The organism is Candidatus Avelusimicrobium stercoris, assembly GCF_002437085.1.
GTDB lineage: Bacteria > Elusimicrobiota > Elusimicrobia > Elusimicrobiales > Elusimicrobiaceae > Avelusimicrobium > Avelusimicrobium stercoris.
Genome location: NZ_DJOA01000018.1, coordinates 21177 through 34713, shown reverse-complemented (window position 1 = coordinate 34713; position 13537 = coordinate 21177). Strand labels below are relative to the sequence as shown.

The window sequence follows — 13537 nt, the reverse complement described above, 5'->3', positions numbered from 1 at the left end:
GGATGACGACAACGACTAACACCCCAAAAAGTAGATTCTGAAGCCGATCAATAGTCCCCGTACAGAAACACTACGGGGTGCCGCCTAGCAATAAGGGTGGCTGTTCAGAATAACCACCAATGTTATAAAAACATTACGAAGAACAATCAAAACACTCCTGTAACACGCAAAAACCCCGGCGGGTTATATCACCCACCGGGGCTTTTAATCTAATCCGTTAGCGGCTTATTTTTCGTCCGATTCGGCTTCTTCCTCGTCTTTAACGACGGGAGCAATACGGGCAATTTTGTCGCCTTCGTCCATTTTGGCCAGCGTAACCCCTTGGGAGTTGCGGCTGACGGAACGGATATCGGCACAACGGACGCGGATGGTCATCCCCTTTTCGGTTACAATCATCAAGTCTTTCGTTTCGTCCACCAGTTTAATGCCCACTACCGAGCCGTTGCGCGCGCTGGTTTTAATGGTAATTACACCCATACCGCCGCGGTTCTGGCGTTTGTATTCGCTAAATTCCGTGCGTTTACCAAAGCCGTTTTCGCAGACGGAGAGCACATCGGGCTGCGGTTCGTCGTTGGGGGCTTGTTCCATACCCACCACTACATCGCCGGCGCCTAAGTTAATGGCGCGCACACCCTTGGCCGGGCGGCCCATACAGCGCACTTGGTTTTCGTCAAAGCGGATGGATTTGCCGTTCTTGGTGGCAATCAAAATATCCGATTTGCCGTGCGTGGTCTGTACGCCGACGAGCACGTCGCCTTCTTCCAAGCCGATGGCAATAATGCCGGAGCGGCGGATGTTGGCAAATTCGCCCAAGGCCACACGCTTAATGGTGCCCAAGCGGGTGCACATCGTCAGGTACGTATTTTCGCAATGTTCTTTGTCAAACGTTTCAATGGCGGTGGCGGCAGTTACTTTTTCCTCGCCCGTCAGTTGCAACAGGTTGACAATCGCCTTACCCTTGGACATACGGTTGCCCTCGGGGATTTCAAAGGCGCGTAACGCAAATACGCGGCCGCGATTGGTGAACAGCAAAATAGTAGAGTGCGAAGACGTTACAAACAGGTGTTCCATAAAGTCTTCCTCTTTCGTTTTACTGCCGATAATACCCTTTCCGCCGCGGTTCTGGCTCTTATACGTAGAGAGCGGGATGCGTTTGGCGTAGCCGTCGTTGGAAATAGTGATGACTACATCTTCCTTCTCAATCAAATCTTCCATAGAGAAGTCCGTCATATCCGGGCCGATTTCGGTGCGGCGCGGGTCGTTGTAGTCTTTCTTTAACTGCGTAAGTTCTTCTACGATGATATCCAAAATGCGCTGCGGGTTGCCCAAAATATCCTGCAATTCCGCAATCAGTTTGAGCAAGTCCTTGCGTTCGTTTTCAATAGCGAGCGCGGACAGTTGCGTCAACTGGTGTAAGCGCATATCCAAAATAGCCTGCGCCTGCACTTCGGACAAGTTAAAGCGTTGCATTAACGTAAATTTGGCTTCGGTCGGGTCCTTGGCTTTGCGGATAATGGCGACGACTTCGTCCATATTGGCAATAGCCACCAGTAAACCGTTCAAAACGTGTTCACGTCTTTGTGCTTTATTTAAATCAAATTTTGTGCGGTTGGTAATAACCTCTTGGCGGTGCTTTACATAGGCCTTCATTACTTCTTTGAGAGACAGCACACGCGGGCGGCCGTCCACAATCGCCAACATATTGACCGGGAACGAGGTTTGCAACTGGGTATGCTTAAAGAGGTGGTTTAACACCACTTGGGCGTTACCGTCGCGTTTTACCTCAATTACCAAGCGCATACCGCGTCTGTCCGACTCGTCGCGGATATCGGAAATATCGGTAACTTTTTTATCGCGCACGAGGGCGACAATGCTCTCAATAAGCGCAGTTTTGTTTACCTGGTACGGAATAGCGGTTACGATAATGGCTTCGCGGCCGTTTTTGCGCTCTTCAATTTCGGTGCTGGCCTGCACTTTTACGCTGCCGTGGCCCGTTTCAAAGTATTCATAAATTCCCTTCGTACCGCGGATAATGGCGCCCGTGGGGAAGTCCGGCCCCTTGATAATCTTCATCATTTCCTTGGTGGAAATGTCGGGGTTGTGGATATAAGCGATAATACCGTCGCAGACTTCGCCCAAGTTGTGCGTAGGAATATTGGTGGCCATACCTACGGCGATACCGGCGGAACCGTTTACGAGCAAGGCAGGGAGTTTAGCCGGCAAGACGGATGGTTCCATTAAGGAGCCGTCGTAGTTGGGAATCATTTTGACGGTGTCTTTGTCCAAGTCGCCCAGCATTTCTTCGGAAATGCGCTGCAAGCGGCACTCGGTGTAACGCATAGCGGCGGCGGAGTCGCCGTCAATAGAACCGAAGTTGCCCTGACCGTCAATCAAAGGTTTGCGCAAGGAAAAGTCCTGCACCATACGCACGAGCGTATCATATACGGCTGTGTCGCCGTGCGGGTGATATTTACCGAGTACATCACCCACTACACGGGCGGATTTCTTATAGGCCTTATTGTATTTGAGGCCCATTTCGTTCATAGAATATAACACACGGCGGTGTACCGGCTTCAAACCGTCGCGCACATCGGGCAACGCGCGGCCTACGATTACACTCATAGCGTAATCAATGTAGTAAGAACGCATTTCGCCCGCGATATCGCGCTGCTGAATATTGCCGAACAAGTCCACATTGGTATTTTGGGCTTGGGGCTGGTTGTTCATTTCTTCGCTCATTTAAAAATATCTCCTGTTACGGATTAAATCTGTGGGGCGTTAAACGCCCCGTATATTAAATATCCAAGTTCTTTACTTCCAAGGCGTGCGATTGGATGAAGTCGCGGCGCGGCTCCACCTTGTCGCCCATCAACATCGTAAACGCCTGTTCGGTATCGGCGGCGTCGTTGATTTTTACTTGAATAAGTTTGCGTTTGGCCGGGTCCATAGTGGTTTCCCACAACTGTTCGGGGTTCATTTCACCCAAACCTTTGTAGCGCTGAATCGTAGCGCCGGAGGAAGCGGCTTCCTTTACCGCGTGCAAGAGTTCCGCCAAACTATATACCAAGGCGTCGGTCTTGCCGTTATTGACTTTAAACAGCGGATTGATACGTTCTTTTTCGTTTTCAATCACCGGGTATTGGGCAAACGTAAAGCCGAAGACTTCCATCTTCTTTTCGTCAGCCAGCAATTTGCCAAACTCAAAGAGGCTCTGGTGTTCCGGCACGAGCGAATCATTGCTGACGGTGGCAATATCCACGCCGTCGGCGGCTAATTCGTCGCGTTTTTCCTGCATATACTGTTCCTCGTATTCGCGGTATTCCTGTTCCGTATAGAAATAGCGGAAACCGCCGCTTCTTAACGGGATGCGGTACACCGGCACTTTGCCTTCGGCGAGGAACGCCATAAAATCGGAAAGCGTAATATTTTTAACTTCCAGTTTGCCCAAGGTGTCTTCCACGTCGCGCAGAATTTTAAGCAAATCGCGCAACTGGTCGCCGGACAGGGCTTCCTGTTTCTTCATATCCGTAACCGTAACGGTGGCAAGGCCTTCCTTCATCAGCCATTGCTGCATTTGGTCTTCGGTTTGCAGATACTGTTCCACTTTGCCCTTTTTCACCTTGTACAAAGGCGGCTGGGCCAAATAGACGTGGCCGTTTTCAATAAGCGGCTTTAACTGGCGGTAGAAGAACGTCAAAAGCAAGGTAGAAATGTGCTGTCCATCCACATCAGCATCAGCCATTAAAATAATTTTGTGATAGCGGAGTTTAGCAATATCAAAACCGCCTTCCCCTTCGCCTACGCCCGTACCGACGGCGGCGATTAAGTCGCGCACGGTATCGCTGGACAAAATCTTCACAAGCGGGGCTTTTTCCACGTTGATAATTTTACCGCGCAACGGCAAAATGGCCTGGAACACACGGTCGCGCCCTTGTTTGGCAGAACCGCCTGCGGAGTCCCCTTCTACGAGGAAGAGTTCGCACTTGGCGGAATCTTTTTCTTGGCAGTCGGCCAGTTTACCCGGCAGTCCGCCCCCCTCCAAGGCACCTTTGCGGCGGGTTAAATCGCGCGCCTTTCTGGCGGCTTCACGCGCCACCGCGGCGCCGACGCATTTTTCGCAAATGGCGCGGGCCGTTTTGGGGTTCTCTTCAAAGAACGTAGAAAGAGTATCACTCACCACAGAGCGGACAATACCTTCCACTTCCGAGTTGCCCAATTTGGTTTTGGTCTGCCCTTCAAACTGCGGGTGCGGAATTTTGACGGACAAAACAGCCGTCAAACCTTCTTTAATATCATCCCCGCCCACAGAAATATCTTTATGTTTGGAAAGGTTGTTATTCTTGATGTATTCATTAATAATACGCGTAAGCGAAGAGCGGAAACCGCTTAAATGCGTACCGCCTTCCACGGTGTGAATATTATTAACGAACGAAAACACGTTTTCAGAATAACTTTCGTTATACTGAATAGCAAAGGAAATATAATTATCCCCCACCTCTTTGGTTAAATAAATCGGTTCCGGGTTGATAACGGTTTTATTGGTATTTAAATACTTAACAAACTGGGCAATCCCCCCTTCGTAATGGAAGGTAACGGTTTGGTTGTCTTCCTTGCGTTCATCGGTGTAAATAATTTTGATGCCCGCGTTTAAGAACGCAAGTTCGCGCAAGCGGTTGCCGATAGTTTCATAGGAAAAGGCCACATCGCCGAAGATTTCTTTATCTGCGTGGAAGGTAACCTTGGTACCGTGTTCGTCGGTATCGCCGATCACTTTAACCGGTTCGGCAGGTTTACCGCGGTGGTAGCACTGGTAGTGGATATGCCCGTTGCGGCGGACTTCCACTTCCATTGTTTCAGACAAAGCGTTTACGCAGGACACACCCACGCCGTGCAAACCGCCGGACACTTTATAAGCTCCGCTGTCAAACTTACCGCCCGCGTGGAGAACGGTCATTACCACTTCCAGCGCGGATTTATTGCGCAGTTTGGCGTCCTTGGCGTTCTTCATCAGGTCCACGGGGATACCGCGCCCGTCGTCCTGAATAGAGCAGGTCATATCATCTTTAATCGTAACGGTGATGGTAGTGGCCCCGCCGGCTAAAATTTCGTCCACAGAGTTATCCACCACTTCGTACACCAAGTGGTGAAGCCCGGGAAGCCCCGTAGAGCCAATGTACATAGCCGGACGTTTGCGGACCGCTTCCAATCCCTCTAAAACGGTAATTTTGGAAGAATCGTAATCCTTCTCTTTCTGTTCTTCGGTTGTCATTTACAACTCCTTAATGTAAATACGGCAAATCTATTGTATTTCTATCTTTCCGATCCACGGCTGCTCAAAATGTTTGTTCAGTTCTTTAATTAACTGCTGGCGGCGGGCGATTAATTCGTTCTTAGCCACCGAAATTTTGACCTGCACATAGAGCGTATCGTCTTTAACGGCCTTTAATACCCAAAATTTGGCTTTATTTCCAATAAGTTGGTTCCATACGTGGTCCAAGATCATAAGCCTGTTTAAACGGCGGTTTAGGCCGTTAAAACGGTTTTCCAGTTCCGCGCTGGAACGCCACTCTTTTTTGGGGTTTTGGCCGAACTTCATTAAGCGCGCACCGGCATAATGACATATTTAAACATCGTATCGCCCACCGGTTCCACCAGTACAGGCTGGGAAGCGTTTACAAACGAAAAAGAAACCTTTTCCGTAGCGATGTTTTTCAGTACGTCAATAATATAATCCGGGTTAAAGGCCACATCAAAGGCTTCCTGCGTGTATTCTACGGGTAATTCGTCTGTAAAATCCATCTTTTGGGAGTTGGCGGAAATCGTCAAATTGTTATTTTCCAATTTGAATTTAACGAGTGCGCCAAATTCCCCGATACAAAGTTTCGCGCGGCGGGTGGAAGCCAGCAAATCCTTGGTAAATACTTCAAAACCAAGGTTCTTTTTGGTGGGAATTACTTGGTTGTAATTCGGAAAATTGCCTTCAATCAAGCGGGAAATAAAGGTGGTTTCCTTCATCATAAAACTGACTTGGTTGGAAGCCACGTTTACTTCAATCATATCGTCCTTGCCCGGTTTGGCAATGGTGATATAGCGGCAGACTTCGTTCAAAATCTTAGTGGGAATAATAATTTTAAATTCGTTGCTGCCCGGCAAAGATGCGTGCGAGGCCACCGCCAAGCGGCCGCCGTCGGTGGCGACGACTTCAAACTTTTCAGGGGTGTTATTCCACAAAAGGCCGTTTAAAATATAGCGGGTTTCCTGCGTGGAAGCGGAAAAGGCGGTTTTAACCACCATATCCTGCAATTCCAAGGGAGACAACGAAACGCTGTTCGTGCGTTCCACCTCGGGAATAGCCGGGTATTCGGACTTGGGGGTGCCGATTACCCAAAATTTACTCTTGCCGGATTTGATATGAAATTTATTGTTTTCGTCGGTGTACAAGTTGATTTCTTTATCATCGGGTAAGTTTTTGATAATTTCCGAAAATTCCTTTATCGGTACAGTAATGCTGCCCTCTTCTTCCACTTCTGCATTTACATAGTGGATGGTGGCCATTTCCATATCGGTACGGACCAACTTTAACTTTCCGGCTTGCGCCTCAATCAAAAAGTTATGCAGGATAGGCAGCGTGGTTCTGGATGAAACACCCGAAGAAACAATCTGTATGCCTTCCAAAAAGGTTGATTTAGTAATATTTATTTTCATATCTTAATCTCTATTATATGTCCTGTTGATTGCGTGGATAATGTGATTTTACCTATACAACTGTTGGGGTTTACTTGTGTATAACCCGGTTTTTTTATCCACATCATCCACCGCAAAAAATTTTATTAGCCGTTTTTTAAACTTATTCCCAAGTTATCCACCGGTTATATACTACTTATCCACAGCCTTAATATCCAAAATAATTTGGTTTATTTCGGCCGCAAAAAACGGATCCGTCTCTATTTTTTCTTTTACCAAGTCGCGCGCGTGGACCACGGTGCTGTGGTCGCGGTTAAATTCCCGGCCGATTTCCGGCAGGGATAAATCCGTCAGTTCCGTGGTTAAAAACATTGCTATCTGGCGCGGCCACGCAATAGACTGCGTCTTGCGCTTGGAATTAAAATCTTCCATTTTAATATTAAAATGTTTGCCTACGATTTTTTTAATCGTATTTACGTTAATGGACAAATCGTTGTCGCTTACCAAAATATCGGCCAATAATTCCTTGGCAATGGATATAGTGGGCGTTACGCCGTGCATCCCGCAATAGGCCACCAAACGGAAGAGGGAGCCCTCTAATTCGCGGATATTGGTCTGTACGCCCTCGGCGATAAAGGCTAATACGTCGTCGCCGATGTCAAAGTTAATACTGTCCCTTTTTTGGCGCAAAATGGCAATACGCGTTTCCAAATTGGGGCGTTTTACCTCTACGCAAATACCCGACAGCAAGCGCGAGGACAAACGTTCATCCAGTTCCAACTGTTGGGGGGTTCTATCGGACGAGAGCACAATTTGTTTATGGCTTTCAAACAGCGCGTTAAAGGTGTAGAAGAATTCCACCTCGCTGGCGGATTTGCCGGCTACAAATTGGATATCATCCATTAAAAAACAATCCAAGGAGCGGTATTTTTTGCGGAAACTTTCCGAGGCTTTATTCTGCAAGGCCTCAATGTATTCGCTCACAAATTCCTCGCCGGACATATATAAAACTTTGGCGTCTGGGTTTTCCTTTAAGATTTGGTTGCCGATGGCGTGGAGTAAATGGGTTTTGCCGAGCCCCGGGGAAGAATAAATCACCAGCGGGTTATTTTCGCGGTTACCCAGTTTATGAACCACGGCTTCGGCCGCTTTGTAAGCAAAGCGGTTGGAGGGGGATTCAATAAAGTTATCAAACATATAGGCGGAATTTAACCGCGAGGGAAAAGGGTTTCTTTTTATTGCCGGGGCTGCCTGCACAGAGGCCGCCAAAACGGGCGCGGCGGAAAGAACATCCTGCGCGGTTTGCACCGTCGGGGTAGGTTGTTGGGCGGAAACCTCGTAAACGACGTTAATTTCCGCGCCTAAATGTTTTAAAAAAGCGTCCTTTATAATATGTTCGTAACGCTCGCGAATCGTTTTACCCCAAAATTGGTTGGGTAAGGAAATCGTAAGCACATTGCCCGCGTAGGCAAACTGCGCCGGGCGAAGCCACATATCGTAAGTATCCTTACCTATAATATTTTCTATATCTTGAAAAACGGGAATTAATTGGGGTGTGTCCTGAAAGTTATCCACAGTAAAGCCACCATAAAATAATATATTCTTTATAATACCACTTATTACGGGCTCCGTCAAATAAAAAATGTTTAAAACGGTTGATAATGGGGTTAAAATGCAAAATAAACCGCTTTTTGAAATTTTGGCTATATTTCTATTAAAACATATAAAAAGTGTTAAAAACGCGGTTTTTGCCAAAAAATACTCTTTTTAAATAAACTAATCCCTTTTTGTGCTTGTGCGGATAAGGAACCTTTGTTATGATGCAAAAAAGCGGGAAATATGATATAGTATTAATAGGAATAATTATTAATAAGGAGTTTTTACGATGACAAACTTATCTATAAAAATGAACGGAAACCCGGTTACGTTGCTGGGGAACCCCGTGAAAGTGGGGGAAAAAGCGCCCGATTTTAAACTAATCGGCAACAATTTGGAAGAAATTTCCAAGAAGGATTTAGAAGGCAAGGTACTTGTTATTTCCTGTGTGCCATCTTTGGATACGCCGGTATGCAGTGTACAGACGCGCCGCTTTAATATGGAGGCTGACAAATTGCCGGGTGATATTGTAGTATTAACGGTAAGCAAGGACTTGCCCTTTGCACAGGCTCGCTGGTGTGCAGCCAATGGCGTAAAAAAGGTGATTACGGCTTCTGACTACCGCAACTTCGGCTTTGCACAGGATTACGGCGTACTGATTAAGGAACTGGGGTTACTTACCCGGGCGGTCTTTGTCATTAATAAGCAAGGCATTGTTACCTATACACAGTTTGTACCGGAAGTAACAAACGAGCCGGACTATGAAGCAGTTTTAAACGAAATCAAAAAGGTTTTATAAGAGGTGCATATGACGAAATTAAACGATATTTATAAATGTGAAACTTGCGGTAATATGGTGGAAGTAGTCCACGCGGCGGGGGGAGAACTCTCCTGCTGCGGGCACGCGATGAAACTAATGCAGGCGGGCATTTCCGACGGTGCGGCTGAAAAGCACGTCCCCGTGATTGAAAAAATTGACGGCGGTTACCGCGTAACTGTGGGTAGTGTGGAACACCCGATGTTGGACAACCATTATATTGAGTGGATTGAACTGATTTGCGAAAAATGCGGCAAGGTCCAGCGCAAATATTTAAAACCCGGCGAAAAACCGCAGGCGGAATTTAAGAGCGCGTCGGATAAAGTAACGGCGCGGGAATATTGCAATTTACACGGTTTATGGCAGAAGGAAAATTAATTTAAGGGGAAAAAATAATATGATGCAAGCGGTAAAAATTTCAGACAAAGTTTATTGGGTGGGGGCGATTGATTGGAACATCCGCGATTTCCACGGCTATTCCACCAGGCGTGGTACGACGTATAATGCCTATTTGGTAATGGGGGAAAAACCGACCCTGATTGATACCGTAAAAAAGGAATTTTACGGCGAAATGATGGAACGCATCCAGAGCGTAATTGACCCGAAAAAAATCAAAATTATTATTTCCAACCACTCGGAAATGGACCACTCCGGCGCTTTGCCGCAGGCGGTAAATTATATTGAGCCCGAAGAAGTGTATGTTTCTACAATGGGTTTTAAAGATATTACCGAGCAGTTCCATTGTGATTTGAAGTTAAAAACCGTTAAAACCGGGGACCGCATTGACGTCGGCGGCGATACGATTTCGTTCGTGGAAGCGCGTATGTTACACTGGCCGGACAGTATGTTTTCTTACCTGGAAAAGGAAAACGTCCTGTTTACCAATGACGTTTTTGGTATGCATTACGCTACGGGCAAACTGTTTGATGACGAGAACGAGGAACGCTTGTGGCTCTACGAAGCGGAAAAATATTACGCCAATATCGTCCTGCCGTATTCCGATATCGTCTTGCGCTTTTTGGACCAAGTTAAAAAAATGGGGCTTTCCCCGCGTTTGATTGCGCCGGACCACGGCTTTGTATGGCGCAAGGACCCGGCCAAAATCATTAATTTGTATGCTAAATGGGCCACGCAGGCGCCGAAAAACAAGGCGGTTGTCGTCTATGATACGATGTGGGGCAGTACCGAAAAAATGGCGTCCTACATTACCGACGGACTCCGCGCGGGCGGCACGGAAGTAAAACAACTTTCTATGCACAGCAACCACCGCAGTGATGTAGTTACCGAACTGTTAGACGCCAGCGCGCTTATTATCGGCTCACCGGTGCTTAACAGCCAGATTTTCCCGTCTATGGCGGATATGCTTTGCTACTTAAAGGGGTTGCGCAAAAAGGGCCTTATCGGCGCGGCTTTCGGCTCCTACGGTTGGAGCGGGGCGCCTATTGACGAACTGACTAAAACCTTGGAAGCAATGAAGGTGGAAGTGGTGGCCCCGGCTATCAAATCGCCTTTTGTGCCCGACGAGAAAGTAAAGCAAGCCTGCCGCGATTTGGGTCTGCTTATCAGCCAAAAATTGGCCGAAAAAGTAAAATAACGGAGTTTTCTATATGGCGGTGAACGACATTAACCAAGGGCTTAATTATATAACGTACGGGCTGTATATTGTTACCACCTGCGAGGGGGAAAAGAAGAACGGTCTTATCGTAAACACCGTCTTCCAGGTAACGGCGGACCCGGCCCAAATGGCTATTTCCGTCAATAAAAACAGCCTTACGCACGATATGATTTTAAAAAGCCGTGTGTTTGCCGCTATGCCGCTAGAACAAAATACGCCGTTGCCGTTTATCGGAATCTTCGGTTTCCGCTCGGGACGGACATTTGATAAACTGGCAAAGGTACCCTATAAAACGGGCTTTTTGGGGTGCCCTATCGTCGTGGAGCATACGCTTTCTTATATGGAAGTAGAAGTGAGCCAAACGGTGGATATGGGCACCCATACGCTTTTTATTGGGCAAGTAAAGGATGCGGGCGTTCTAAACCCGGAGGGAAAAGCCTTAACGTATGATTATTATCATAACGTGATAAAAGGTAAAACACCCGCGGGCGCCACGCATTTATAAAAAATAGGGAGGAGTAAATTATGGTGAAATACGTTTGTGAAGTTTGCGGTTATGTGTATGACCCGGCAGTAGGGGACCCGGACAACGGCGTTCCGGCCGGAACCAAATGGGAAGATGTAAAAGAGGACTGGGTTTGCCCGGTTTGCGGGGTAGGAAAGGACCAGTTTAAGCCTCAAAATTAAAATTAGGGGCAGTTTTAAAAAAAATGCTTAAATTTTAAGTATTTTTTTACACATAAAAACGGGTGCATTTTATGCCCCGTTTTTTATTGGTTTTTCGGGGCCGCGCGGCAGGGTGAAACTTGGTATAATAAGACATATGAAAATTTTATATGTTATTACTTCAACTGATGTAGGGGGGGCGGAAAAGGCCCTGTTACAACTGACCATAAAAACGGCCCAAGCGCATACCGTGCGGGTAGTTTGTTTAAAACCGCTGGGGCCGGTGGCACAGGAATTGGCCCAACATCACATACAAGTAATAAGCCTGAATATGCGCTGGCTGGGTGGGAGAATTATCCAAAAACTCGCGGCGCAAATTAAAGATTTTCAGCCGGATATTGTTCACGCAATGCTCTACCGCGCCATAGAATATGCCCGGGTGGCGTGCGCAGGAAAAAAGGTAAAACTCATTACAACTCCGCATTTTGATTTGTCTAAAAAGAGTTTTCCGCTCCGCTGGGCAGATAGACTTTTAAAAGATTTAGATACGCTGACTGTGGCGGAATCCTTTTCTACGGCCCGGTATTTAATAGAAAAGCAAAAATATAATAAAAATAAGGTTTATTTGCTCCCAAACGGAGTAGATAAAACTGTTTTTTATGCAGACGAATCTTTGCGCAAACAAATGCGCCAAAAGTATGGCTACACTCCGGAACATACCGTATTTATGGATGTGGCGCGCTTGGCCCCGGTTAAGGACCCTTTCACTTTATTAAAGGCATTTTGTAACGTAGTTAAAAAACACCCAAACGCCCGTTTAGTATATGTGGGAGAGGGGGAAAAACGGCCTATGCTGGAAGAGTTTATCCACCAAAACGGACTGGAAAAAACGGTATTATTGGCCGGGAAGCAAGATAATATTAATGCTTGGCTTAATATGGCGGACGCATTTGTTTTGCCGTCCGTGGAAGAGTCCTTGCCGTTGTCTTTATTGGAATCTATCCAGGTGGGATTGCCTTGTCTAGTTAGTAAGGTGGGGGATATGCCCCTATGGGTGGAACACGGTAAAAATGGCTTTGTTTTCCCTGCGCAAGATGTTACCTTGCTTAGTTGCTTTATGGCAGAACTAACGGACAATGCACCCTTGCGTGAGCAAATGCGTAATAATTCTGCACAAATTTCCCAGCGGATTGGGCAGAGTTCTCAACAATATCAACAAATTTATCAACAAGTATTAAACAACAGTTTTCACGTGAAAACAAATTAGGAGCCTATATGGAACAACGTCTTTTTGTAGTGGCGTGTATTATGTATGCCTTTACGTTATTTACCCGTTATTTAAATAAAAAGGATAAATTGACTACGAATAATGCCTTTGCCTGGTGGCATAGTTCTTTCTTATTTATTATTTTATCCTGCGCGGCATATATTTTAACCTTTGTAATGGGAGGTGGAACAGGGGAGCCTTTAAATTGGCCTAAACTTATTTTAGGAATTATTTTAGCCTTTGGGTGTGGTGTTTATGGTTTTTTTAAGGGTAAAAAAGTGGCTGATGAAAAAAGACAAAAACTAATGAAGGCTGATTTGGAGTGGAGTAACACGGTTTATTTTGCCGGGTTTGTGGCCTCTATTGTGATGTTCTTTTTTATTCAGGCCTTTAAAATTCCCTCCGCTTCTATGCGCTATACCTTGGTAGAGGGAGACCATTTATTTGTAAACAAGGCCGCCTATGGTTTGCGTATTCCTTTTACGGATATCCGCCTTTTTCCTTATGAGCAAATTAAACCGGGTGATATTATTGTTTTCCAGTTTCCGGCTAAGGACCGCTCTCAACAAAACTGCGGGGGTAGCCAATATGGTAAAGATTTTGTAAAGCGTGTAATTGCTATGCCGGGTGATACGGTTCAGGTTAAAAACGGCCGCCCGTGGGTTAATGGGAAAGAACTACCTGCGCAAGATTATGAGGTTTATGAAAATATAGAGCGCGTGCCTTATTTTGAAGTGGAAGATAAAGAAGAGTATCAAACCTTGTGGCAAGAGCATTTGCTTGATAATTATTTAGGGCTTGAACTACGCGATTCCTTTGGCCCTGTGGTAGTGCCGGAAAACACCTATTTTGCTATGGGGGACAATCGGGATAACTCCTGCGATTCTCGTTT

General features: G+C 46.4%; 12 protein-coding genes. 7 read left to right on the top strand and 5 right to left on the bottom strand.

The genetic code is table 11. The features are described 5' to 3' along the window. Nucleotides 1–225: 225 nt before the first annotated feature. From gyrA to dnaA, 5 genes are all read right to left on the bottom strand, one after another. Nucleotides 226–2739, bottom strand: coding sequence for a DNA gyrase subunit A (gene gyrA / locus B2118_RS03045; protein WP_428053243.1), 2514 nt, complete (start codon nucleotides 2737–2739; stop codon nucleotides 226–228). A 55-nt stretch (nucleotides 2740–2794) separates the two neighbouring features. Next, entirely contained in the window at nucleotides 2795–5269 is a 2475-nt protein-coding gene (gyrB, locus tag B2118_RS03040; protein ID WP_428053241.1) for a DNA topoisomerase (ATP-hydrolyzing) subunit B, read from the bottom strand. A 30-nt stretch (nucleotides 5270–5299) separates the two neighbouring features. Next, complete coding sequence (locus B2118_RS03035; RefSeq protein ID WP_428053239.1) at nucleotides 5300–5596, bottom strand: DciA family protein; 297 nt, start codon at nucleotides 5594–5596, stop codon at nucleotides 5300–5302. After that, complete coding sequence (gene dnaN / locus B2118_RS03030) at nucleotides 5596–6705, bottom strand: DNA polymerase III subunit beta (RefSeq protein WP_428053237.1); 1110 nt, start codon at nucleotides 6703–6705, stop codon at nucleotides 5596–5598. Before dnaN ends, B2118_RS03035 begins: the two co-directional genes overlap by 1 nt. 171 nt (nucleotides 6706–6876) lie before the next feature. Then, a complete protein-coding gene (gene dnaA, locus B2118_RS03025) occupies nucleotides 6877–8259 on the bottom strand; it encodes a chromosomal replication initiator protein DnaA (RefSeq protein WP_428053235.1) in 1383 nt (460 codons plus the stop codon). 310 nt (nucleotides 8260–8569) lie between these two features. On the opposite strand from dnaA, the gene tpx reads away from it, so the two are divergent. The 7 genes from tpx to lepB all read left to right on the top strand — a co-directional run. After that, nucleotides 8570–9079, top strand: coding sequence for a thiol peroxidase (tpx, locus tag B2118_RS03020; protein ID WP_428053233.1), 510 nt, complete (start codon nucleotides 8570–8572; stop codon nucleotides 9077–9079). 9 nt (nucleotides 9080–9088) lie between these two features. Then, nucleotides 9089–9475, top strand: coding sequence for a desulfoferrodoxin (locus B2118_RS03015; RefSeq protein WP_428053231.1), 387 nt, complete (start codon nucleotides 9089–9091; stop codon nucleotides 9473–9475). 19 nt (nucleotides 9476–9494) lie between these two features. After that, on the top strand, nucleotides 9495–10691 hold the full coding sequence (locus B2118_RS03010; RefSeq protein ID WP_428053229.1) for an FprA family A-type flavoprotein: 1197 nt from the start codon (nucleotides 9495–9497) through the stop codon (nucleotides 10689–10691). A gap of 13 nt (nucleotides 10692–10704) precedes the next feature. Continuing rightward, nucleotides 10705–11217, top strand: a complete 513-nt coding sequence (locus B2118_RS03005) for a flavin reductase family protein (RefSeq protein ID WP_428053227.1) — start codon at nucleotides 10705–10707, stop codon at nucleotides 11215–11217. A gap of 20 nt (nucleotides 11218–11237) precedes the next feature. Beyond that, a complete protein-coding gene (gene rd / locus B2118_RS03000; RefSeq protein ID WP_428053225.1) occupies nucleotides 11238–11399 on the top strand; it encodes a rubredoxin in 162 nt (53 codons plus the stop codon). A gap of 136 nt (nucleotides 11400–11535) precedes the next feature. Next, on the top strand, nucleotides 11536–12645 hold the full coding sequence (locus tag B2118_RS02995; protein WP_428053223.1) for a glycosyltransferase: 1110 nt from the start codon (nucleotides 11536–11538) through the stop codon (nucleotides 12643–12645). 8 nt (nucleotides 12646–12653) lie between these two features. Continuing rightward, a partial coding sequence (gene lepB / locus B2118_RS02990) for a signal peptidase I (RefSeq protein ID WP_428053221.1) occupies nucleotides 12654–13537 on the top strand: 884 nt, incomplete at its 3' end.